At 25.7% G+C, this 25632-nt stretch carries 26 protein-coding genes; 15 read left to right on the top strand and 11 right to left on the bottom strand.

The annotated features are described in order from the left end of the window. Positions 1-57 precede the first annotated feature (57 nt). From NBW53_RS07665 to NBW53_RS07620, 10 genes are all read right to left on the bottom strand, one after another. Complete coding sequence (locus tag NBW53_RS07665) at positions 58-1212, bottom strand: FtsW/RodA/SpoVE family cell cycle protein (protein WP_250277687.1); 1155 nt, start codon at positions 1210-1212, stop codon at positions 58-60. 87 nt (positions 1213-1299) lie between these two features. Beyond that, positions 1300-1575, bottom strand: coding sequence for a cell division topological specificity factor MinE (gene minE / locus NBW53_RS07660; protein ID WP_408647059.1), 276 nt, complete (start codon positions 1573-1575; stop codon positions 1300-1302). 44 nt (positions 1576-1619) lie between these two features. Beyond that, entirely contained in the window at positions 1620-2420 is an 801-nt protein-coding gene (minD, locus tag NBW53_RS07655) for a septum site-determining protein MinD (protein ID WP_250277686.1), read from the bottom strand. A gap of 120 nt (positions 2421-2540) precedes the next feature. After that, positions 2541-3212, bottom strand: coding sequence for a septum site-determining protein MinC (gene minC, locus NBW53_RS07650; RefSeq protein WP_250277685.1), 672 nt, complete (start codon positions 3210-3212; stop codon positions 2541-2543). A gap of 25 nt (positions 3213-3237) precedes the next feature. Next, positions 3238-5784, bottom strand: coding sequence for a penicillin-binding transpeptidase domain-containing protein (locus tag NBW53_RS07645; protein WP_250277684.1), 2547 nt, complete (start codon positions 5782-5784; stop codon positions 3238-3240). Positions 5785-5808: 24 nt separating this feature from the next. Next, entirely contained in the window at positions 5809-6327 is a 519-nt protein-coding gene (gene mreD, locus NBW53_RS07640; RefSeq protein WP_250277683.1) for a rod shape-determining protein MreD, read from the bottom strand. Between the two features lie 71 nt (positions 6328-6398). Then, complete coding sequence (gene mreC, locus NBW53_RS07635; protein WP_250277682.1) at positions 6399-7223, bottom strand: rod shape-determining protein MreC; 825 nt, start codon at positions 7221-7223, stop codon at positions 6399-6401. Between the two features lie 12 nt (positions 7224-7235). Beyond that, on the bottom strand, positions 7236-8273 hold the full coding sequence (locus tag NBW53_RS07630; protein WP_250277681.1) for a rod shape-determining protein: 1038 nt from the start codon (positions 8271-8273) through the stop codon (positions 7236-7238). Positions 8274-8469: 196 nt separating this feature from the next. Beyond that, positions 8470-9078: a nucleoside triphosphate pyrophosphatase gene (locus NBW53_RS07625; RefSeq protein ID WP_250277680.1), complete on the bottom strand. Its 609-nt coding sequence runs from the start codon at positions 9076-9078 to the stop codon at positions 8470-8472. Positions 9079-9090: 12 nt separating this feature from the next. Next, positions 9091-9348, bottom strand: coding sequence for a DUF4321 domain-containing protein (locus NBW53_RS07620; protein WP_250277679.1), 258 nt, complete (start codon positions 9346-9348; stop codon positions 9091-9093). A 226-nt stretch (positions 9349-9574) separates the two neighbouring features. On the opposite strand from NBW53_RS07620, the gene spoIIIAA reads away from it, so the two are divergent. From spoIIIAA to NBW53_RS07570, 10 genes are all read left to right on the top strand, one after another. Continuing rightward, on the top strand, positions 9575-10522 hold the full coding sequence (gene spoIIIAA, locus NBW53_RS07615) for a stage III sporulation protein AA (RefSeq protein WP_250277678.1): 948 nt from the start codon (positions 9575-9577) through the stop codon (positions 10520-10522). Continuing rightward, complete coding sequence (locus NBW53_RS07610) at positions 10523-11041, top strand: stage III sporulation protein AB (protein WP_250277677.1); 519 nt, start codon at positions 10523-10525, stop codon at positions 11039-11041. It abuts the gene before it with no gap. Between the two features lie 11 nt (positions 11042-11052). After that, positions 11053-11247, top strand: coding sequence for a stage III sporulation protein AC (spoIIIAC, locus tag NBW53_RS07605; RefSeq protein ID WP_250277676.1), 195 nt, complete (start codon positions 11053-11055; stop codon positions 11245-11247). A 19-nt stretch (positions 11248-11266) separates the two neighbouring features. After that, the gene (spoIIIAD, locus tag NBW53_RS07600) at positions 11267-11653 is read left to right on the top strand and encodes a stage III sporulation protein AD (RefSeq protein ID WP_250277675.1); all 387 of its coding nucleotides are present in this window, start codon (positions 11267-11269) and stop codon (positions 11651-11653) included. Between the two features lie 11 nt (positions 11654-11664). Continuing rightward, positions 11665-12780, top strand: a complete 1116-nt coding sequence (locus tag NBW53_RS07595) for a stage III sporulation protein AE (protein ID WP_250277674.1) — start codon at positions 11665-11667, stop codon at positions 12778-12780. Positions 12781-12792: 12 nt separating this feature from the next. After that, entirely contained in the window at positions 12793-13353 is a 561-nt protein-coding gene (locus NBW53_RS07590) for a stage III sporulation protein AF (RefSeq protein ID WP_250277673.1), read from the top strand. 17 nt (positions 13354-13370) lie between these two features. Continuing rightward, on the top strand, positions 13371-13934 hold the full coding sequence (locus NBW53_RS07585) for a hypothetical protein (RefSeq protein ID WP_250277672.1): 564 nt from the start codon (positions 13371-13373) through the stop codon (positions 13932-13934). 50 nt (positions 13935-13984) lie between these two features. Then, a complete protein-coding gene (locus NBW53_RS07580; protein ID WP_250277671.1) occupies positions 13985-14608 on the top strand; it encodes a SpoIIIAH-like family protein in 624 nt (207 codons plus the stop codon). A gap of 189 nt (positions 14609-14797) precedes the next feature. Then, a complete protein-coding gene (gene tnpA / locus NBW53_RS07575; protein WP_250277670.1) occupies positions 14798-15262 on the top strand; it encodes an IS200/IS605 family transposase in 465 nt (154 codons plus the stop codon). 736 nt (positions 15263-15998) lie between these two features. Beyond that, complete coding sequence (locus tag NBW53_RS07570; RefSeq protein ID WP_250277669.1) at positions 15999-17372, top strand: DUF445 family protein; 1374 nt, start codon at positions 15999-16001, stop codon at positions 17370-17372. Between the two features lie 52 nt (positions 17373-17424). On the opposite strand, the gene NBW53_RS07565 is transcribed toward NBW53_RS07570, so the two are convergent. Continuing rightward, positions 17425-17583: a DUF1540 domain-containing protein gene (locus tag NBW53_RS07565; protein WP_250277668.1), complete on the bottom strand. Its 159-nt coding sequence runs from the start codon at positions 17581-17583 to the stop codon at positions 17425-17427. Positions 17584-17651: 68 nt separating this feature from the next. On the opposite strand from NBW53_RS07565, the gene NBW53_RS07560 reads away from it, so the two are divergent. The 5 genes from NBW53_RS07560 to NBW53_RS07540 all read left to right on the top strand — a co-directional run bounded on the left by NBW53_RS07560 (position 17652) and on the right by NBW53_RS07540 (position 25630). Beyond that, entirely contained in the window at positions 17652-18578 is a 927-nt protein-coding gene (locus NBW53_RS07560) for a dipeptidase (RefSeq protein ID WP_250277667.1), read from the top strand. A 132-nt stretch (positions 18579-18710) separates the two neighbouring features. Continuing rightward, positions 18711-19355, top strand: a complete 645-nt coding sequence (gene spoIIR / locus NBW53_RS07555; RefSeq protein WP_250277666.1) for a stage II sporulation protein R — start codon at positions 18711-18713, stop codon at positions 19353-19355. A gap of 164 nt (positions 19356-19519) precedes the next feature. Beyond that, on the top strand, positions 19520-24055 hold the full coding sequence (gltB, locus tag NBW53_RS07550; RefSeq protein ID WP_250277665.1) for a glutamate synthase large subunit: 4536 nt from the start codon (positions 19520-19522) through the stop codon (positions 24053-24055). Between the two features lie 94 nt (positions 24056-24149). Next, on the top strand, positions 24150-24833 hold the full coding sequence (locus NBW53_RS07545; protein ID WP_250277664.1) for a tRNA (adenine(22)-N(1))-methyltransferase: 684 nt from the start codon (positions 24150-24152) through the stop codon (positions 24831-24833). After that, positions 24824-25630 carry a Nif3-like dinuclear metal center hexameric protein gene (locus NBW53_RS07540; RefSeq protein WP_250277663.1) on the top strand — a complete coding sequence of 269 codons (807 nt, stop codon included), beginning with the start codon at positions 24824-24826 and terminating at the stop codon, positions 25628-25630. The genes NBW53_RS07545 and NBW53_RS07540 overlap by 10 nt, the downstream gene beginning before the upstream one ends. Positions 25631-25632: the final 2 nt, after the last annotated feature.

Here is a 25632-nt window from a genome sequence, read left to right as displayed (position 1 = left end):
ATTTTTGCTTACTATAATTATAACATAAAAAAATATAATAAATAAATAATAATTTGTTTATTTTTCAAATAAATTTTTTGGTTTAGTCATACCAACATTTAGCACTAAACCGATACAAGACATATTAATAAGCATAGAGCTACCACCAGCACTTAAAAATGGAAATGGCATACCTGTATTAGGTAATAAGCTAGTAGCGACACCAATATTTACAAATATTTGGAAGGCTAACATACCAACAACCCCAACTACAATAAGTGTTCCAAGCATATCAATAGACTTATTAGCTATAATAAGGCATTTACCTATTATTAGCAGTGATAGTAAAATAACTATACAACAACCAACAAATCCAAACTCTTCTCCAATAACAGCAAAAATAAAGTCATTATGAGAGTAGGGGATATAATTTAATTGATTCATACTACCATTAAAAAGTCCTTTTCCCATAAGTTGACCAGAGCCAATAGCCCAAGCAGAATTTTTAGTTTGATATAAAGAACTATCGGTTGTATTTAAATCAAATGATACAATAGAAGATATTCTTTCTAACTGATAATCTTTTAATATTGTACCTAATATAAAGTATTTACCACTAATAATATCTATAGCTAAAATAAGTATAATAGGTATAAATATTATTAATATAATTTTTATATATTTAAAATCTAAATTACCAGCAAATATTTGAAAAACTAAAATAGATAAAATAACTAAAGATGCAGATAATGAAGGTTGAGCTTTTATTAAAATAACAGGAAAAATTGTTAATAAACAAAGTATAAAAAGAGTTTTTAGTTCATTTATAGTTTCTTTATTGTTTTCTATAAATTTAGCTATAAAAATAATCATAAAAATTTTACAAAATTCAGAAGGTTGTATACCAAAAATCCATCTTTTAACACCATTTATAGTTTTTCCTAAAGGAGATAATACTAAAAATAGTAGTATTAAATTAACAATATATATAGGTATATAAAATTTAGCTATAAATCGATAATCTATAAAAGCGGCTAAAAGCATAGCAAAAATACCAATTATAAACCATATAATTTGATTAACAAATTCAGAAGATAAAAACTCTTTATTAAAGCCAATATCTAAAGTATTTATTCTATTAGCACTACCTATAGCAGTTATACCTATAATAACCATACAAAATACCAATATAACTAATAAATAATCAAAATAAAGTAGCTTTTTTTTAAACATATAAAAATCCTTTCTGTATAAATTTGAGATAATGGCAAAAAAGCAGAGAATGCTCCGCTTTTTATTAAGTTAAATATGTAAATTATATTATCCTTGATTTTTGTGCATACTTTTAATAGGTATATTTGCATAAAGCATAGGAACACTATTTTCTTTGTCGTCCGTTTCTGTTTTTGTTATTTGTATATCTAATTCTTCTTCATCTATTTCCATATAATTAGATATAACACGAATAATATCTGTTTTTAACATTTCTAAAACTTGAGTTGAACAATTTGCTCTATCGTGAATTAAAACTAGCTTTAATCTGTCTTTAGCAACATCTTTAGATGAAGCCTTTTTGCCAAATATGTTATTAAATATATCTAACAATATTATTCCTCCTTTGTAAAAAAATAACCAAAATACTATTGAGCTTTTTTATTAAATAAATTTTTAAATTTATCTAATAAAGAAGTATTAGTAGATAATTCCATAAGAGGAACTTCATTGCCCATAATTCTTTGAGCAATATTTCTATAAGCTTGTCCAGCTTTAGATGAATTATCTGTAACAGCTGGTTCACCTTTATTTGCAGATATAACAATGCTTTCGTCATCAGGTACAATACCTAATATATCAATTGCTAATATTTCTGTTACATCTTCCATAGCCATCATATCACCTTTTTTAACCATATCCACTCTAATACGGTTTAATATAAGCATAGGATTAGTTAATTCATTAGCTTCTAAAAGACCTATTATTCTATCTGCATCACGAACAGCAGATACTTCAGGTGTTGTAACAACAATTGCTTTATCAGCACCGGCAATAGCGTTTTTAAAGCCTTGTTCTATACCGGCAGGGCAATCTATAATAATATAGTCAAACTCTTCTTTTAATGTATCACATAATTTTTGCATTTGTTCTGGACTAACAGCATCTTTATCTCTTGTTTGAGCAGCAGGTAATAAGAAAAGATTATCATATCGTTTATCTTTAATAAGAGCTTGTTTTAATCTACAATTACCTTCTACAACATCTATAAGGTCATATACAATTCTATTTTCTAACCCCATTATAACGTCTAAGTTACGAAGGCCAATATCAGCATCTATCATAGCAACTTTTTTGCCAGCAAGAGCAAGACCAGTCCCTAAATTTGCAGACGTTGTTGTTTTACCAACGCCACCTTTACCAGATGTAATAACTATAACTTCACTCATTAAAACTCCTCCTGAAATATAAAATAAAAATGTAAAATTCTTAACATACATATATATTAACAGAATTTTATAAAAATTGCACTAATTTTTTTAAGCAAATATTAACAAAAATATACATAATTATTTAATTAATTGTTTTACAAAAATTTGGTTATCTTCTACATAGGCATATTCTGGAACAATATCTCTTTTTATATCATTTGGAAAATATGCAAGACAATCACCAATAATAAGTTGATTAGGCATCATATGTAAAGCAGATATAAAACAGTTTTTATCACCTTTACAACCAGCATGCACAATACCTTTTAATTTACCAAGAATAATAACATTACCTTCGGCTACCACTTGACCACCAGGATTAACATCACCAATAACAACAACACTACCAGCAAAATCTATTTTTTGACCATTACGTAAAGAACCATTATGAAAGTGTGTTAAAGAATTTTGATTATTTGATATATAATTTTGTATTATTGTATTGTTAGAAATATTTTCTTCTAGAGAAGAGACTTGTGTATCTTCTCTAGAAGTATTTTCTATATTATTTACAAAAGAAATATCTAATCCAGACTCTTTTGATATAATATTTAAAAGGATAGCTTCTTCATCTTCAGATAAATCTCTACCTTTAAATGTTATAGATATATTTGCATCTTTAAAAAAAGATTTTGCATTTTTCATTTTTTCTAAAAGAGATTTTTCTATATCATTAAATGACACTTGGTTATCAAGCATAATTAAAATACCATTTTGAATACCTTTAAAAATAACTATATTTTTATTCAAAGTAATTACCTCCTAATAACTAATACTATTTAGTAAGACTATTTGTATATTTTTTTTCTGGTTCTTTATTTAATGATAAATATTCTTCTAATATTTTTTTGGTAATTTTTGGGGCAGGAGAATAACTATCATCACCATAAGGTATAAAAACAGATATAGCTATTTGTGGGTCATCTAATGGAGCAAACCCAATATAAACATTATGATTATTATATTTTTTATTTTCTTGAGCTGTTCCAGATTTTGCCGCAACCTTAATAGGAAAATCTTTAAAATCTCTTCTTAATGTACCTTGTGTACCAGTTGTAACTCTATACATACCATTATGAACTGCTTGTAAATTTTTTTCGCTAATTTCAACTTTATGCTCTAATATAGGTTCATATTTTTCTTTAATGTTACCTTCATTGTTAGCTATTTTATCTAAAAAGTGTAAAGAATATCTATAACCACCATTAGCTAATGTAGCAGTATATTTAACCATTATAGACGCAGTATAATTATTATAAGCTTGACCTATTGCAGTTCTTATTGTATCTCCAGCTTTCCAAGTTAAATCACTTTCAGAAGCATCTGGATTTCTAGAAGATTCTATATATCTTTTATATTCAGGTGAAGAAATTTTTGAAGGATATTTTTGTAATGAAGAAGAATCATATAGTTCATATATTTCTACACCAGACCTTTGGTTTAATCCAAATTCTTCCATATATTTATTTAATAGCTGTATACCCATTCTATGAGAAATATCATAATAAAAATAATTACAAGATACTTCTAAAGATTTTTCAACATCAACATTACCATGGCTACCGTGTATCCAACATTGAGCATAAGGTCTACCAGCTTCTGTAAAAACGTCTTTATCATAAATAGTAGTTCGTGGTGTAATTATACCATTTTCTAAGGCAGCTATTGCTGTTATTGGTTTAAAGGTAGACCCAGGAGCCCTAGGTTCAGTAAAAGGTCTATTATTCATAGGAGAAGTAGGGTCGCTACTTAATTTTCTATAATAATCATTATCAAAATTATTAACAAATTTATTATTATCATATGAAGGATAAGAAACACTAGCTAAAATACCACCAGACTTTACATCTGAAACAATAACAGAGGCAGAAGCAGGAGCTTGTAACATACCCGTCATATGAGGAGTTATTTGTAAAGACTTCAATTTATCAATTAAAAATTGTAAAGAAGATATATTTCCAGATTTTATACGATTTACATAAGCTTCGTCATCTACTATAACACCTTGCTCATACAATGCCAAAATTATATGAGTTTGTGATACTAAATTATTTTTAACTCCATCAGATAAAATAGTTTTAGCTTTTTCTAAGTCATTTATAGCTGTAGAGTCTTTAGAATAAATATAGTTTTTTAGGTTATTAGAATAAGTTTTTTCTTCAGATGATAATATTTTTTTTATATCTAATGTGTTTGATTTTACCATTGCAGAAAAAATATCTTTAGATGATAAATTAGGTCCATTAGAATTTTTATTTAAAAGTCTGTTTATAATAACTTCACTTAATGTTGTTTCTATAGCATTATATACTACTTTATTTAAATTAGCATCTAAAGTTAAATAAACGTCATTACCAGCTATAGGTTCGATAGATAAGTCTTCATTTTTTTTGATTTTTCTACCAAGATTATCAACTTCATAATATGCTGTACCATCTTTACCATTAAGAACTGTTTCAAATGCTTTTTCTATACCTTCTTTACCGATAATATCATTACTTGTATATTCTGTATATCCTTTACTTTGATAATATTTAAGCTCTTCTGGGTTTATACTTCTTATATAACCTAGTATGTGTGAAAAAGATTGACCACTAGGATAAACTCTTTTTGCTTCAACATCTATATATACACTTAAAAACTCAGAAGAATTTTCTTCAATAGTAGATATAGTTTTTTGGCTTACATCATAAGCTAAAGTTATAGGTATAAATTTAGAAAATCTTCTTTTATAAAGTTCACATCTAACCATTAATATTTTTCTAGCATATTCATCAGATAGAGCAGGGTCTATTTCAAATTTTTCCCTTAATATAATAAAAGCTTGCTCAGCAGTTATATCCTTAACGGGTATATTAAGTGAGTTTTTTTCTAAATTCATGTCATTTTTCCAAATTTTTTCTAAAGATTCGCTACCATCAAAAAGAAATGTATAAGGTTTTTCTTTAGATATAGGAAATTCATCCACTATTTGTTCGTTATTTTTTTCTAAAACATTTATAGTTTTTAATATAATATCATTTAATGTAAATCCAGATATTGATGGGTCTATATTTATACTAGGGTCTATATTTACAGTAAAAGAAGATTCATTTACTGCAAGAGGGCGACCAAATTTATCGTATATATTGCCACGTGGAGCTTCTAAGTTTATAGGTTTTGATATTGTACCTAAAACTTGATTTTTTAAAAATTCACCTTGAACTATTTGTAATGTATAAAGTTTTATTATTAGAATAAAGAATAAAAAGCATATACCTATAAATACTATTAAAAGTCTTAAATTGTTGTTGCTATTATGTTTATTTAAACGTATTTTCATATTTCACCTCTTAAATACTAAAAACTATTGTTTAAACAAATTTTTCTTTTTTCTATCAAATTTTTCTAACTTTTTATTTATAGCAAACAAAATCCTATAAAGAAAGAAAGAAACAATAGCTGTATATAAAGCTTCTGGTATAATTATGTTTTTTGAAAAGGTAAATATGTTAGGGTATCCTCTTAAAAATACATTAAAAAAGAAAAATAAAAATCCGTGAAAAATATTAAAAAATAAAGTTAAAAAAAATGGTATTAAAATACTATCTTTATAAAATTCGTTAAATATTTTTCCACATAAGAACCCTATAATAAGACCTATAAAAGCATTTAATCCTAATACTTGACCAAAATAAGAATCGATTAAAAGACCAGATAAAAAACCTATAATACCACCTTCTATCTCACCACGCATAAAAGCAAAAGAGACTATTAAAATAACCATAGTATTAGGTTTAACACCTATTATTTCTATATAGTTAAATAACGTTGTTTGTAAAATGAAATTTATTAAAATTAAAACTATATAAGTAAAATAACGCAATTATAAACCTCCTAAAATAATATTTTATATGTATAATATTAACAGTTATATAGTTATTGATAAAGTTAAAATTATTTTTTATCTTTATCAATAACTAAAACTTTTTCAAGATGTTTAAAATCTACGGCAGGTTTTATTGTTGCAGTTTTAGATAGTTTATTATTACTATCTAAAGATACGCTTGTAACATAGCCTATTGTTATACCAGCAGGATATATATCACTTAAATGAGAAGTAACTATTTCGTCTCCTTCTTTAATTTCAGCATCTTTATCTATATAGTCCATTTTTAGCATACCTTTATTTGATATATCACCTTTTATAAATCCTTCATCATCTGTTCTTAAAGTTTTTGAACTAACAGAATAAGTACCATTTATTATAGAACTAACTTTAGCATAGTTTTCTCCAACATCTTCTACTTTTCCAACAAGACCACCAAAAGCTAATACAACCATATTTTTTTTAATACCACTACTAGAACCTTTATCTATTGTAAAAGTTTCATACCAGTTGCCAGGGTCTCTAGCTATTATATTACAAGTAATGGTAGAATACTCACCATATCTAGAAGAGGCATCTAAAAGCTCTGAGAGTTTTTCATTTTCTCTTTCTAGTTGTTTTAGACGATTTAGTTCTTGATTTTTTAGTTCTAGTTCAATTTTTAGTTCTTCATTTTCATTTTCTAATTTATTAATGTTGGAAAATGTGTTTATTTTTTTTTCAATCCAGTTTGTTGATGAAGTTATAACATTTTGTATAGGTGTTATAACAAAACCAAAAGTACGTTCAAATAGTGTAGGATTTATTCTATTAAAAGAAAATAAACCTAATAAAATACATAGAATTATAAAAAAACCTATAAATATTTGTTTATTTTTTACAATAATTTTCAATTAAAACGCCCCTTAGTTCATTCTTAACCTTTGAGATGATATAAGAACATTTTTTAAAGTATCAATTTGTTCTAAAACCATACCAGTACCTAAAGCAACACAATTTAAAGGTTCATCTGCTATATGAACAGGCATACCAGTTTCTTGAGAGATTAGTATATCTAAGCCTTTTAATAAAGCACCACCACCAGTTAAATATATACCCGTTTCCATTATATCAGAAGCAAGCTCTGGTGGAGTTTTTTCTAAAGTAGATTTTATTGCATCTATCATAGAATAAACAGGTTCAGTTAAAGCATCTTGTATTTCTTTAGCTGTTATAGTAATTGTTTTAGGAAGGCCTGTTACTAAATCACGACCTCTTATGTCCATTTTTGTTTGTTCATCACCAAGATATGCACATCCAATAGTTACTTTTATATTTTCAGCACTTCTTTCGCCTATTGCAAGATTATATTCTTTTTTAATATAGTTTACTATATAAGAATCAAACACATCTCCAGCTACTCTTATTGATTTGCTAGTAACAATACCACCAAGAGAAATAACAGCTACTTCGCTTGTTCCACCACCAATGTCTACAACCATATTACCAGAAGGTTCTCCAACAGGAAGACCAGCACCTATTGCAGCAGCCATAGGCTCTTCAATAAGGTACGCATTTTTTTCTTTAGCTCCAGCAGCCATAGCAGCCTCTATAACAGCACGTTTTTCAACTTCTGTAACACCAGAAGGCACACATATAACTATTCTTGGTTTACTAGAAAAAAATGATTTATTATATGCTTTTCCTATAAAATATTTTAACATTTCTTGAGTAACTTCAAAATCTGCAATAACACCGTCTTTCATAGGTCTAATAGCTTGTATCGACCCAGGTGTACGTCCTATCATTTTTTTAGCCTCATCACCAACGGCTAAAACTTGCCTTGTTAGTGTATTTATAGCTACAACTGAAGGTTCGTTTACAATAATACCTTTTCCTCTAACAAAAACGAGTGTATTAGCAGTACCTAAATCTATTCCCATATCCTTTGTCACTGATAACATATATATCCTCCTAAAAAATGATCACTTATATTATATCCAAAATTTTATAAAAGTAATACAAAATACAATTATATAAATATTAAACTTTTAAATTAATGTATTAAAATTAAGCTTTATGTATTAATTTGTCAAAATAAAACATTACATTATTATATAATACAATGTTTTTAATTATATATCAAGCAAAAAACTATATCTAATTTGTAAAATTTTTATGACACAAAAAATCGTATTTATTTAGCATATTATAAAGTTTATTTATAGGTAGCCCCATAATAGAATAAAAATCTCCTTCTATTTTAGATACTAAAAATCCACCTTTACCTTGTATACCATAAGCACCAGCTTTATCCATTGGTTCTAGGGTATTTACATATTTTAATAACTCTTCTTTAGAAAAATCAGAAAAATATACATTTGAAGAAGAACAAATAGTTTCTTCAAAATAAACATTATCTTTTAAACCAATTAAACTAAGTCCTGTAAAAACAGTATGCATATTATTATTTAAAAGCATAAGCATATTAAAAGCATCATCTTTATCTTTTGGTTTTCCAAGTATTGTATCATTAATAGAAACTATTGTATCACAGCCAATTATACAAATATCTTTTTCTTTTTTTTCTATTTTATTAAAAATGTTTTTTGCTTTTTCTATTGAAAGAGCTTTAACAAGCTCACTACCTTTTAAATCTTTAAAACTACTTTCATCTATATCACTAGGTATTATATCAAAATTTACACCCATTTGATTTAATAGTGCACATCTTCTAGGAGAAGATGAAGCTAATATAATTTTTTTCATTATGAACCACCTTTAAGACAACTTTTTATATATTAATATAGATATTATCATACCTATAATACCAGCTAAAGTAAATTTTATTGTAAAAGAAAATTGTATAGCGATTATTTCTAAATTTATAGATAAAGGAGAGGTTAGTCCAATAGTTTTTCCATAGCTTAACCAACTAAGATATTTTATTTCTTTTACCATATCACCTATAAAACAACCAATAACTAAACCAGATATAACATTTAGTATAAAAACTAAAGAACTTTTTGTATTTTTCATAAAATCATCACCTTTAAAATTTACATTTAACATAATTCTAATAATATTTATTAACCTTGTATATTTTATAATAGTTTTACAAATTTTTCAACAAAAAAATAAATTATTTTTCATAAATAAACAAATATATACTAAGTATTAAAAAGTATTTTTTTAATAATAAAAATGGAATATTAATTTTATGTATAACATATAAATTATTTAAAAGACAAAGGAGGAACTAAAGATGGTTATAAAGGACAAGCTTATAAACTATTTTGGAAAAAACATAAAAGATTTACTAATTGGAATAGACTATAAATATTTTGAAGAGGCAGAAGAAATAAGAATTAGGCTAGATAGAGGAATAATTTTTAAAACTTTTAAAAATGAATATTTTATATTAAAAAATAAGGAAGTATCAGACATATTTTTAATAGACAAAATTTATAAACCAACAATAGAAGATATAACACAAACAATAGAAACTATGGGAGACTATTCTATATATGCATTAGAGCAGGAGCTAAAAAATGGATTTTTAACTTTAAAAGGTGGATTTAGAGTAGGCATAACAGGAAAAGTAATTTTAGAAGATAATAGTATAAAAACTATAAAAAATATATCATCAATAAATATAAGAATAGCAAGAGAAGTAAAAGGTTGTTCTAACCATATTTTAAAATATATTAATGTACCTAATATAAAATCTACAATGATAATATCTCCGCCCAATTGTGGTAAAACAACTCTTTTAAGAGATATTATAAGAAATATTAGTGACTATAAAGAAAATGTAGGATTAATAGATGAACGTTCTGAAATAGCCGCTACATATATGGGGAAAATACAATTAGATGTAGGTAAAAGAACAGATGTTTTAGATAGATGTCCAAAACCAGAAGGTATGCTTATGCTTTTAAGAAGTATGTCGCCTAGCGTAATAGCGGTAGACGAAATAGGAAGTAATAGTGATATAGAGGCGATAGAAAAAATTTCAAATAGTGGTGTTAAAATTATATGTACTATACACGCTTATGATATAGAAGATATAAAGAAAAAATGCAATATAAAAAATATACTAGATAAAAAGACTTTTGAAAGATATATAGTTTTAACTAGAAAAAATGGAATATGTAGTGTAGATAAAATATATAATGAAGATTTAATAAACATATATAGTGAGGTTAATTAAATGTACATAAAAATTTTTTGTAGTATTATTATTTTAATGGGATTTTCCATTATAGGATTTTACTATGCCTATAAACCGATTTATAGAAAAAATGACCTTTTAGAAATGAAAAGAGCGTTATTATCATTATCTTCTGAAATAAAGTTTTTTTCTAGTTTAAATGAGGCTATTTTAAATATTGAAAAAAATTTAAACAAGCCTATACAAAACATTTTTATAAAATTTAGAGAAAATATGCAAGAAAAAAGAGGAGAAGAGCTAGCTTTTTTATGGGAAGATGCCATAAAAAATGGAGCATATGAAACATATTTTGTAAAAGAAGATATAGAAAATATTTGTGTTATAGGTAAAATGATAGGGTCTTTAGATAAAAATTTTAATATAGAAAGTTTAAATATAGTAATAGAATATATAAATAACACAGTAAAAAATATAGATGATGAAAAAAATAAAAATTTTAAGATGTATCAAAGTTTAGGATTTTTATCTGGACTAATGATAATAGTATTATTAATTTAGAGGTGGGAAATATGGATGTTACAGTTATATTTCAAATAGCAGCAGTTGGTATTTTAGTATCTGTTTTAAATCAAGTCCTTATAAGAGCAGGAAGAGAAGAACAAGCTATGCTTACAACATTAGCAGGTTTAGTAGTTGTATTATTCTGGGTTATACAATATATAAGTGAACTTTTTGAAACAGTACAAACATTGTTTAGCCTTTAGCCTTTTATGGAGGTATAATATGGATATTTTAAAAATATGTATAATAGCTATTATATCTGTTATAGTTATTTTAATTATAAAACCTCAAATGGCAAATATGTCTGTTATGATTGCAATAATTAGTGGTGTAATAATATTTATGATGATTATACCAACGCTAGAAGAAGTTTTAAGCTCTATATTAGATATAGTTTCTATGCTTGATATAGGTATAGAGCATATAGGTGTTATATTAAAAATAATAGGTATATCATATATATGTGAATTTTCTTCACAAATATGTATTGATGCAGGAGAAAGCGCTATTGCATCAAAAATTGAATTAGCAGGAAAGATACTTATTATGTTTATATCTATACCTATAATAACAAGGCTATTAGGTTTAATAACAAGCCTTATGCCTTAGGGGGATAAAATATGAAAAAGATTATACTTATTATAATATGTATTTTAGGATTTTATAAACCAGCTTATGCAAATGAACATTTATCTGAAGCACTTAATAATTTAGAAATAGAACAATATGACACAATAATAAACGAAAATATTTATAAAAGTGATTTTAAATTTTCACAAGTAGTTAAAAATATTCTATCGGGAAAAGGGTTAGATTTTAATATTTCAGATATAATTAATTATTTGATAAAAACAATTTTTGAAGAAATATTTACAAATTCTAAAATAATAAAAAATGTAATATTAATAGCATTTTTATCGGCTTTTTTTAAAATATTAACAGAAAGTTTTAAAAATCAGAGCGTTGCAGAAATAGGATTTTATACAACATATATGGTTATAGCAATGCTTTTAACAACTAGTTTTAATATAGTTGTGGAAATATTATATAGCACGATAGATAGTATATCAAACATTATAAATGGAATAATGCCAATGTTAATTGGACTTTTATTTATGTCGGGAGCCTCTACTAGTGCTACAATATTTAGTAGTTTTATATTAACATCATTATCTATATTATCATTTTTTATGAAAAATATGTTTATACCTTTAATAGCTAGTACAGCTATTTTAAATATTATAAATTATATTACACCAAAGGAAGTTTTAAATAAATTAATAGATTTTTTAAAATGGCTTATAAATTTTTCTTTAAGAGGACTAGCTATTGGGCTTGGATTTATAATATCTATACAGAGAATAGGTGCTCCTGTTTTAAATGGTGCTATAAATAAAACAGCAAAAACATTTATAAGTTTTGTTCCTGTTGTAGGAGATGCTATAACAGGGGCAGTTGATAGCATTATGCATTTTGTAGGGCTTTTAAAAAGTGGTATAGGCATAGGAATATTAATAGCAATACTTATTTGCTCCATTGTTCCAATAATAAAACTAATAGGTATAATACTTATATATAAAATAACAGCAGTATTAATAGAACCTATAAGTGATAGGAGAATAACATCTTGTGTTGATGCAATGGGAGAATATGCAAAATTAGTTTTGTCTGGATTAATAATATTTTTAATATTATTTATATTTTTTATAGCTATCACACTTACGGTAACAGGATAAAGGAGGGGTTGTATGTTAGATTATTTTTATGATTATATAAAAAATATTATTTTATTTTTAGTATTTATGTCTTTCATACAAGTTATTTTGCCAACTAATAAGTATCGCTCATATATAAACTTAGTTTTTGGAATGATATTAGTATTTATTATGATAGAACCTTTAAATTTAATATTTGATAGTGTTAAAAATGTAGAAGCTTTAACTATATTTAATGAGCAAGATTTTAAACAAAATAATATGATAAATGTTGAAAAGTATAAAAATATACAAAATGACATGGTTAAAAGTGCTTTTAAAGAAAATATAAAATCACAAATAAAAACAATATTAAAAGATAAATACATAATAAAAGATATAAATTTAGAATTATATGAAAATAAATATGAAGAGATAAATATTGAAAGTATATATCTTACATTAGTGAAAAATAATCAAAATATTTATATAAAACCTTTTAATGAAGATAAAAATTTACAAAATGCAGAAAAACAAGAAATAGATAATATAAAAAATTTAATTTCACAAGTTTATAACATAAAAACAGATAATGTATTTATAACAATAGCATAAGAAAAAGGAGAAAAAATATGAATATATTTAGAAAAATATTTCAAGATAAAAAAAACTATTATAATATTTTGATAGCTATTTTTTTGGGTATAATGTTACTTATTTTAAGTGATAACGTATTTGTTAGTAATAAAAAAGAAAATGAAAGCATAGAATATAAAGGACAATCTTTAGATTTTAATGCACAAGATAACAATACATATGAAGTGCAGTTGGAAAAAAGACTAGAAAGTATTTTATCTCAAATAATGGGAGTTGGAAATGTAGATGTTATGATAGCATTAGAAAGTGGAAGAGAGATTGTAACAAAAGATGATAGCACAAAAGAAAACGCTACAACAAACGAAGAAACTTTAAATGGTGATAAAAGGCAAATAATAACAGATAAATCTCAATCTACAACTGTTAAAATAAGTGGAGATGAACCGCTTATTTTAAAAGAAATTAGTCCTAAAATATCTGGTGTACTTATAGTGGCTCAGGGTGGAGGAAATGTAGAAATAAAAAATACTTTAATTGAAGCAACTAATGCATTATTAGGTGTAGAGGTGCATAAGATAGAAGTATTAGAGATGAAATAACTTTTATTATCTTTAAAAAATGTATAATTATTTATTAAGGAGGCAAAAAAATGTTTGCATTTAAAAGAAATCAAGTTATAATAACGGCTCTAGTAGTTATGGTAGGGGCAGCAGGATATTTAAACTATGTAGGTAATAGTACAGAAACTGCAGAGGTAGTTTTAACAGATGATGGAGATATAACAGGTCTTGTTCCAGATTCTGATTTATACGGAGAAGAATTAGTACATAATAAAGAAGAAAAAACAGTAGATGCAAACGCAACAGCATCTAATGAAAATGAAGATGATGCAGGAAAAGCAGTTTTTGTAAACAATAGCAACGATACATCATATTTTGTTCAAGCGAAGCTAGAAAGAGAACAAGCAAGAGCTAAACAAAAAGATATTTTAACAGAAATGATTAACAATAGTAACATTGAACAAGATAAAAAAGCAACAGCAGCAGATGAAATGCTTAAAATCCAAGAAAGAATAGAAAAAGAAACAGCAGCAGAGGCTATGATAGAAGCTAAAGGCTTTAAAGAAGTGTATGTTAGAATAGATGATGAAACGGTAGACGTTGTTGTTAATAAAACAGAACTTAGTGAAGCTGAAATTGCACAAATAGAAGATATTATAAAAAGAAAAACAGGGGCTACTGTTGATAAAATAAGAATAAGCCCTAAAAAATAGTATTTTTAATAAATAAAAAATCTCAACTATAATTAAACTAGTTGAGATTTTTTATTGTCGCCGAATAGGCTTGATTAAACCACCAGCTATGCTGGTGGTAGGTAAAAACTCTTATAGAAAAGTAAAAACCTCCTATGATAGAATATAATTGGTCTGGCAACCAAAAATAAAATAATAGGAGGTTTTGTCATGAAAGACATAAATAGTTTATCACATTCTAAATGGAGATGCAAATATCATATAGTATTTGCACCAAAATATAGGAGACAAGAAATATATGGAAAGATAAAAGCAGATATAGGGAAAATATTAAGAATGCTGTGTGAAAGGAAAGGAGTTAAAATAATAGAGGCAGAAGCTTGTAAAGACCATATACATATGTTAGTAGAAATACCACCACATTTAAGTGTATCACAATTTATGGGGTATTTAAAAAGTAAAAGTAGCTTAATGATATTTGATAGGCACGCAAATTTAAAGTATAAATATGGGAATAGGCATTTTTGGTGTAGAGGATATTATGTAGATACAGTAGGTAGAAATCAAAATGCAATAAAAGAATACATAAAAAATCAATTAGAAGAAGATATAGCAAATGACCAAATAAGTTTAAAAGAATATATAGACCCATTTATGGGTATCCAGAGTAAGTAGGCAAAAAAATAGCCACTTTTAGTGGCAGCCAAGAAATAGTAGTGTAATTGTTAGACCATTCAGTGCCTCTTTAGAGGCTTACAACAAGAAAAAAGCCCTTATAGGGCTTGAGCAAACCACCCGTTTAACGGGTGGTTTTGATTTTGTATTAAGTTAATTCTTTACTTTTAATTGTTCTTCTAGTAATATTAATATAGTTTTTATAGCTAAAGATTTAGACGATTTATAAATCATAGAACCTTTTTGTAACAAATTATCAGAATGAATTATTAAAGTGTCTAAAAGGTTATCATTACTATAAAAAGATACATATATATTATATCCTAAATATGTAGTACCTAAGTTTTGTCTTATAAATTTTTCTTTGTCAAAATTATTTATAACGTGATTAATAATATTTTTATCTTCTATAGATAAAAATTCGTTGGTAGATTTACCCTCTATAATTATTTTAGTTATATTGCTATTTGTATAATCTGTTATATGTACGGGAAGTTTATAAATAATAGCACTAATAATAATTAAAAAAAAACACTGAAAAATAATATTAAAAATTTTGCACTACTTTTACTTTTTGGTTTAGAATTTTTGGGACTTATAATAATTCCTCCTTCTATATTAATACATTACAATAATTAACATTATATCATAATATTACAATAAATCAAACAAAATAATATAAAAATCGTATATTTTTATATATTTTTATAAATATTGAACAAAGGAGTAAAATAATATGATAAATAATTTTGTTTCACCAATATTAGGAGCTATAATAGGATATTTTACTAATTGGCTTGCTATAAAAATGTTATTTTTACCTTATGAACCAAAGTATATAGGAAAGTTTAAAATACCTTTTACACCAGGCCTTATACCTAAAGAGCGTAAAAAAATATCAAAAAAAATAGCTAATATTACCGCTGAAAAAATATTGGATAAACATACAATAGAAGAAAATTTATTTTCCACAGAAAATAAAGAAAAAATGTATATTTTATTAGAACGAAATTTGGATAAATTAAGAGAAAAAAATTATACACTAGATGATATATTACAAAATATATATGGAGATAAAAAAGAGAAAATTTTAGATGAAATAGAACAGTTTTTTTTATCTAAAATAAATCAATTTATATTTGATGAAAAAAATAAAAAAATTTTGACTGAGGTTATTACAAATAAAATATATGAAAACATTAAAAATAAAGACATAAAAGAAAATATAAAAAATATTATTATAGAATATATAAATAAGCAAGATATAAAAGAAAATATAGGCAATAAAAAGCTTTCAGACATAATAAGTAAAGAAGAAATATCAAATATAAAAATTAATATAATTGAAAATGTGCCTAAAATATGTGAATATATATGCTATAATATAGAAAACAACAAAGAATGGGAACAAAAATTAAGTGTTTTTATAAAAAATATAATAGCAGATAATGTAGGAACTTTTACTGGTTTATTTTTAAACCCCGATAAAATTTATATGAGTATTAAGAAAAATATAATTATTTATTTAAAAAATAAAGAAAACCAAAATATATTAGCTGTTAAAATATTTGAAGTTTTATCGGCATATCAAGATAAAACATTATTTGAAATATATAAAAACTTACCAGAAAAAACAAAAAATATAATAAAAGAACATTATAATAATACAAATTTAACAAAATATGTAGATAACTTAAAAATATTTGATAGTATTAATGATATTATAGATAATAATATTAATACTTTTATTGAAAAATTATTATCGGATAATATATTAAAAAATATTTATGAAATAATAGAAAATTATATAAAAAATAATAAGAATAAAATATATAATATCAAGATAAATATTATATTAGATAAAATATGTATAGAAAAATTTAAAGACGATATATTTAATTTAATACAAAAATTTATTGACAAAGAAAGAAATAATATATTAAATAATATATCAATATCAGATATTATAGAAAATAAAATAAATAGTTTTGATGTGAAAACTTTAGAAAATTTAGTAGTATCTGTTGCAAGAAAAGAGCTTAATGCTATTACCATAATAGGAGGAATTTTAGGGTTTATTATAGGATTTATACCTATTATTTTAAAATAAAAATAGGCTATATATGGTCTATAATAAACACACCATATATAGCCTAAAAATATTAACTATTTATCTCAAAGCTTTTACATTCTGTATCTTTACAATCTACACAAGAATTATTTCCACCAACAGATATAGTAGTTAATTTGCAATAATTAGATTCATCAAAATGTTTACAGTTAGATATAGAACATTTTACACAATAATTGATGTTTGACATAATATCACCTCCTATTTTTATTGTTTACAGTATTAAAAAAAATATTCTAAATATAAAGGAGAAAATATATGTATAATTTTGTTGATTTGCATTGTGATACCATAATAGCTTTGTACGAAAGAAAGCAAAATCTTTTTGAAAATAATTTACATATAGATATAAATAGACTTAAAAAATTTAAAACTCCTACACAAGTTTTTGCTATATGGCTTTCTAAAAAATACTATAAAGATGCTTTTAATATAACTAATAAGATTATAGATTTTTTTGAAGAACAAATAATAAAAAATGAAAAATACATTAATAAAGTAAGTTGTTATAATGATATATTAAAAAGTAAAAAAATAAATGCCTTATTATCTATAGAGGGTGGAGAAAGTATAGAAAATAATTTAGACAATATAAAGCATTTTTATGATAGAGGTGTTAGAATATTAACTTTATGTTGGAACTATGAAAACAATTTAGGATTTGGAGCTTTTACAAAGTCTGAAGAGGGGCTAAAGCCATTTGGTAAAGATGCTTTAAAAATAATGAACGAAATAAATATGATTGCAGATGTTTCTCATTTAAATGAAGCAGGCTTTTGGGATTTATATAAAATATCAAAAAAACCTTTTATTGCAACACATTCTAATGCGTATAGCATTTGTAACCATTATAGAAATTTAAATGATAACCAGCTAAAAGCTATAAAAGAATGTGGTGGCATAGTAGGCATAAATTTATATCCTAAATTTTTAACAGACAAACATATTGCTACAAAAGATGATATATTTAGGCATATAGACTATATAGCAAATATAATAGGTATTGATAAAGTTTGTCTAGGAAGTGATTTTGACGGAATAGAAGAAACTCCTTTAAATTTAGAAGAAATATCTAAATATGAAAAATTCTTTATAGATATAGAAAATATTTATGGAAAAGAAATATCAGAAAAAATAGCATATAAAAATTTTTATAACTTTTGCAAAAAAAATATTAAAATTTAAAAATTTTAGATAAAAGTCCTATTGAAAAATTCAATTGGGCTTTTAAAAATATAAAAATAAAATTTAATGTATGTATAATATAGAAAAATATGGTAATAATAAATATAAAGTTAATTTTAAGGAGATAAAATTATGAATATATTAAAAAAAGAAAAAAATATAATATTATTATCAGTATTTATAGGAACATTTATTACATTAATATTTATGTTAGCAACTAAAAGTTATTCTTATAGTGTGCAAAAAGGCATAGCAGATGAAGTTATTAGATTACACGTTTTAGCAAATAGTGATGAAATGTATGACCAACAATTAAAAATAAAAGTAAAAGATGGCATAGTAAAAATGTTGGAAACTCAATTACATAACAGTGTATCTAAAGATGAAACAAGAATAATTTTATTACAAAATTTAGATAATATAGAAAAAAGAGCAAAAGAAATAATAAAAGAAAATGGATATGATTATGAAGTTAGTGCTAAAATAACTTTTGATAATTTTCCTACAAAACAATACGCAGATGTTGTATTACCAGCAGGTGAATATGAAGCTTTAAAAATAGAGATAGGTGAGGCAAAAGGTCAAAATTGGTGGTGTGTTATGTTTCCGCCGTTATGCTTTGTAGATGCAAGTGTTAAGGAAGTGCCTAAAAAAGATAAAGAAATATTAAAAGGTGTTTTGACAGATACTGAATATGACATAGTAACAAAAGCTAAAAATGAAAAAGATATACCTGTAAAAATAAAATTTAAAATAGTAGAAATGTGGCAAAAATAAAATTTTTATTTTAAATTTTATAATATAAAAATATAGTAAAAATGTAAGATAATATAAATTCATTGATTTTTTATTAAAAATATATTAAAATAATGCTAAAAATACAATGTTTATATAAATTATTTTTTGATTATAAATATTAAAATATAGAAAGGACTAAGTTTATGACACATTACAATTTACCAAAAAAGCAAGGGCTTTATGACCCAAAGTTTGAACATGATAACTGTGGTATAGGCTTTATTGCAAACATAAAGGGAAAGAAAAACCATAATATAATAACAGATGCAATAAAAATATTAAAAAATCTTACACATAGAGGCGGTGTTGGTAGCGAAGAAGATACTGGTGATGGAGCTGGTATTTTAACTCAAATACCACACAAATTTATGAAAAAAGTTTGTAAAAATGAAGGTATAGATTTACCAGAAGAAAAAGAATATGGCGTTGGTATGTTTTTTTGCTCTCATATAAAAAGTATAAGAGACAATACTATACATAAGCTAAAAGAAATAATAGAAGAAGAAAATCAACATATATTAGGATTTAGAATTGTTCCTACATATACTGAAAGTATAGGTAAATCTGCTAAAGATTCTATGCCTTATATTATGCAAGTATTTATTAAAAAAGCAGATAATATAAAAACGGAAGAAGATTTTGAAAGAAAACTTTTTGTAATATCTAAAAGAGCAGAAAAAGAAATAAGATATACTAAAGAAAATGACCCATATTTTTATTTTACATCTTTATCTTGTAGAACTATTGTATATAAAGGTATGCTTACACCAGAACAAGTGGATAAGTTTTATATAGATTTAATAGATTTAGATTTTGAAAGTGCTTTAGCTTTAGTACATTCTCGTTTTAGTACTAATACATTTCCTAGTTGGGAAAGAGCACATCCTAATAGATATATAATACATAATGGAGAAATAAACACTATTAGAGGTAATGTAAACTGGATAAAAGCACGTGAAAAAATGTTTGAAACAGAGGCTTTTAACAACGAAGATTTAGAAAAAGTATTACCTGTTATAAATGAAGACGGTAGCGATTCTGCTATGCTTGATAATTATATACAAATGCTTAACCTTTGTGGATATAGCTTGCCTAAGGCTATTATGATGGCTATACCAGAGCCGTGGGAAAATAATAAAGATATGGATAAAGATAAAAGAGCTTTTTATGAATATAATAGCTTAATGGGAGAAGCGTGGGACGGACCAGCTGCTATTGGGTTTACAGATGGTAACATAATAGGGGCTACTCTTGATAGAAATGGCTTAAGACCAGCTAGATATTATGTTACAAATGATGATTATGTAATATTATCTTCAGAGGTAGGGGTTTTACCTATAAAAGAAGAAAATATAGTTAAAAAACATAGACTTACACCAGGTAAAATGCTACTTATAGATACTAATCAAGGTAAAATTATTGAAGATAGTGAAATAAAAGAAAATATAGCTAAAGAAAATCCTTATGAACAGTGGCTTAAAGACAATTTAATTTCTTTAGATAGTATAGAAAGTGAATATGTTGAAGAAAAAGAAGAATTACCACTTCTTACAAGACAAAAAGCTTTTGGATATGTAAAAGAAGATATAGAGCTTACTATAAAAGAGATTGTAGAAAAAGGCGAAGACCCGATAGGTGCTATGGGTAATGATGCACCTCTTGCAGTATTTTCTGAAAGAACACAACTTTTATATAATTATTTTAAACAATTATTTGCACAAGTAACAAACCCACCAATAGATGCTATAAGAGAACAAATAGTAACAAGCACAATTTCTTATCTTGGTGGAGAAGGTAATTTATTAAAGCCTAATAGTAAAAATTGTAAAAGAATAAAATTAGATACGCCAATACTTAGTAATGAAGATTTTAGTAAAATAAAAGATATTAATAACCAAAATAAAGACTTTAAAGTTGCTAATATATCAATAGTTTATAATAAAAACAACAAAACTATGGAAGAAGCTATAAATGATATATTTGACCAAGTTGACAAAGAGGTTGAAAATGGTGCTAACATATTAATATTATCAGATAAAGGTGTAGATAAAGATAATATGCCAATACCTTTATTATTAATATCTTCGGGTGTTCATCATCATTTAATAAAAACTGGTAATAGAACTAAAACAAGTATAGTTTTACAATCGGCAGAGTCTAGAGAAGTACATCATTTTGCACTTTTAGTAGGATATGGTGCTAATGCTATAAATCCATATTTAACATTAGAAACTATCGAAAATAATTTTGAAGATAGTAAAAATTCTATAAAAATATATGTTAAAGCTGTTACAAAAGGCATAATAAAAGTAATGTCTAAAATGGGTATATCTACTTTACAAAGCTATCAAGGAGCACAAATATTTGAGGCTCTTGGTATATGTGAAAAAGTTGTGGATAAATTCTTTACAAATACTTCAACTAGAATAGGTGGTATAGATTTAGAGCATATAGAAAAAGAGGCACAAATAAGACATAATGAAGCATTTTTAAATGACGAAGACTTATCATATGGTGGAGAGTATAAGTGGCGTAAAGGCGGAGAATACCATATGTTTAACCCTCAGACTGTAACATTGTTACAAAAGGCTGTAAGAGAGGGAGATTATAGCTTATATAAAGAATACGCAAAACTTATGGATAGCCATAATGAAGGTTTATGCACTATCAGAAGTATGCTAGACATACGATTTAATGAAAAACCTATTAATATAGATGAAGTAGAAAGCGTAGAAAGCATTGTAAAAAGATTTAAAACAGGAGCTATGAGCTATGGGTCGTTAAGCAAAGAAGCTCATGAATGTTTGGCAATAGCTATGAATAGATTAGGTGCAAAGTCTAACAGTGGCGAAGGTGGAGAAATACCAGAAAGATTTGTTCCTATGGAAAATGGTGATTCTAAATGTTCTGCAATAAAACAAGTAGCATCAGGGCGTTTTGGTGTATCTATAAATTATTTACAAAATGCAGTTGAAATACAAATAAAGTTAGCTCAAGGAGCAAAACCAGGTGAAGGTGGTCATTTACCAGGTAAAAAAGTTTATCCGTGGATAGCTAAAGCAAGAAATTCTACAACAGGTGTTGACCTTATATCGCCGCCACCTCATCACGATATTTATTCTATAGAAGATTTAGCTCAACTTATACATGATTTAAAAAATGCTAATAGAAATGCTAGAATAAGTGTAAAGTTAGTTAGCGAAGCAGGTGTTGGAACTATTGCCGTTGGTGTTGCTAAAAGTCTTGCAGATGTTATATTAATAAGCGGATATGACGGTGGAACAGGAGCTGCCCCTAGAACAAGTATAAGGCACGCAGGGCTTCCGTGGGAGCTTGGGCTTAGTGAAACACATCAAGCATTATTATTAAATAATCTTAGAAATAGAGTAGTTTTAGAAGCCGATGGTAAGATGCTAACAGGTAGAGACGTTTTAGTAGCGTGTTTACTTGGAGCAGAAGAATTTGGATTTTCTACTGCTCCATTAATAGCAATAGGTTGTGCTATGCTTAGAGTTTGTCATATGGACACTTGTGCAGTTGGTGTTGCTACGCAAAATCCAGAGCTTAGAAAAAGATTTAAAGGAAAACCAGAACATGTAGAAAACTTTATGGAATTTGTAGCTATGGATTTAAGAGAACAAATGGCTAGATTAGGGTTTAGAACTATAGAAGAAATGGTAGGTCGTGTAGAAAAATTAGTGCCTAAAAAAGTAGATAATTATAAGGCAAAAACAGTAGATTTATCTAGTATTTTATATCAACCAAAAGGCACTATATCATACGAACAAGGATTTTTTAATAGTCCACAAAACCATAATATAGAAAAATCTTTTGATTATAATACTTTATTAAAACTATGTGAACCAGCTATATATGAAGATAAAAAAATAGAGGCTAGATTTAATATTACAAATATTAACCGTGTTTGTGGAACTATTTTATCTAGTGAGATAGCAAAAGTAAAAGGTGAAGATGGATTAAAAGATGATACTATAAATCTTACTTTTGAAGGTTCGGCAGGTCAAAGTTTTGGGGCGTTTTTATCAAAAGGTATTACAATGAAAGTTTTGGGAGATTGTAATGATTACGTTGGTAAAGGTCTTAGTGGAGGTAAAATAATAGTTAAACCAAGTGATAAAAGTAACCTCGTAGCAGAAGAAAATGTTATAATAGGAAATGTAGCTTTATTTGGTGCTATAAAAGGTGAAGCTTATATAAATGGTATAGCAGGCGAACGTTTTTGTGTTAGAAATAGTGGAGCTATTGCTGTTGTAGAAGGCATAGGTGAACACGGACTTGAATATATGACTGGTGGTAAAGTTTTAATACTTGGCAAAACAGGTAGAAACTTTGGAGCAGGTATGAGCGGTGGTATAGCTTATGTTTATAATGAAGATGGAGAATTCCCTAATAAATGTAATCTTCAACTTATTAGCCTAGAAGAGCTTAATAACGAAGATAAAGAAGATTTAAAACAAATGTTACAAAATCATTATAAATATACAAATAGCCCAAAAGCTAAAAAAATGTTAGATAACATTGAAGTAGAAATAAATAAATTTACAAAAGTTATACCAAAAGCTTATAAAAAAGTTATAGAACAAATAAAAATAGCTAAAGAAGAAGGCTTATCAGAAGATGATGCTATGATGAAAGCTTTTGAAAATGCTATAAAATAATATTGTTTTTAATGTAGATTTATGTTAAAATGTACTCATATTTTTATGGGTACATTTTTTATAATTATATATAATAAAAATAGAAGAGGTTAATATGGAACTATCTTATAGATTAAATAAAATAGCACAAAAAGTTACAATAAATGGTATTATAGCAGATATAGGTACAGACCACGCATATGTATCAATTTTTTTATATAAAAATAACAAGATAAAAAGTGGTATAGCTTGTGATATATCAAAAGGGTCTTTACAAAAGGCTAAAGATAATATTAAAAAATATAATTTACAAGATAACATACAAACAAGGCTTAGCAATGGGCTAGAAAAAATAACGCCAGAAGATAATATTGATACTATTATTATTGCTGGTATGGGTGGTATGCTTATGATAGATATTTTGGAAAAAGGAAATCATATAGTAAACAATGTAAAAGAACTTATATTACAGCCACAAAAAGATATAAACAGAGTAAGAGAATATTTACATAAAAAAGGCTTTAAAATAATAGATGATGAAATGTTAAAAGATGAAGGAAAGTATTATACAATAATAAAAGCTATAAAAGGGAAAGACACTTCATATAAAATGGAAGAATATATATTTGGAAAATTTGAAATAGAAGAAAAAAGTGAAATTTTAAAGGAATATATAGAAGAACAACTGTATAAAATGGAAATAGTTTTTAAAAATGTAAAAGAAACTAATGTAGAAAGTCGTATTTTAGAAATAGAAAATAATATTAAAATGTATAAGGAGGTTTTAAAATGTCTGTAAAATGTAGTGATATTATAAATATTATGGAAGAATATGCAAATCCTAACTTAGCGGAAGAGTGGGATAATGTTGGGCTTATGGTAGGAGATGAAAATAAGACTATAAATAAAATATTAGTAGCACTTGATGTAGATGATAAAATAATAGATGAAGCAATAGAAAAAAAATGTGATATGATTATAACCCATCACCCATTTATATTTAAAGGGATAAAATCTATAAAAGCATCAGATATAACAGGTAAGAGAATAATAAAGCTTATAAAAAATAATATTTGTGTTTTTTCTGCTCATACTAATTTAGATATAGCCATAAATGGAACTAACGATACACTTGCAAAACTTTTAAATTTAGAAAAAATTGTTAATTTATTTGAAAAAGATAATAGTGTAGTAGGTCTTGGTAGAGTTGGAGAGCTTCCAGAAACAATGCCTTTTATAGATTTAATAGAAAGGGTAAAAAAAGCACTTAATTTAAATAATTTAGTTGTATCTGGTAGCTTAGACACACCAGTTAAAAAAGTAGCTATATGTACAGGTGCTGGTGGAGAAGTAGATTTTATGTTTCAAGCTATATCAAAAGGTTGTAATGTTTATATAACAGGAGATATAAAATATCATAATTCTCAAGTTGCTAATGATTTAGGCTTATGTCTTATAGATGCAACACATTATGCAAGTGAAGCCATTATAATACCAGTTATATGTGACTATATAAATAGTTGTTCAAGAAGGCTTAATATGAATATAGAAGGTATAGCATCTACTATTAATGGTCAAACATTAAATATTGTATAAAG

It is taken from the genome of [Clostridium] colinum, from assembly GCF_940677205.1.
Taxonomy (GTDB): Bacteria; Bacillota; Clostridia; order Lachnospirales; family CAG-274; genus Tyzzerella; species Tyzzerella colina.
The sequence above is the reverse complement of the archived record's forward strand: the minus strand, read 5'-3'. Positions and strand labels throughout refer to the sequence as shown.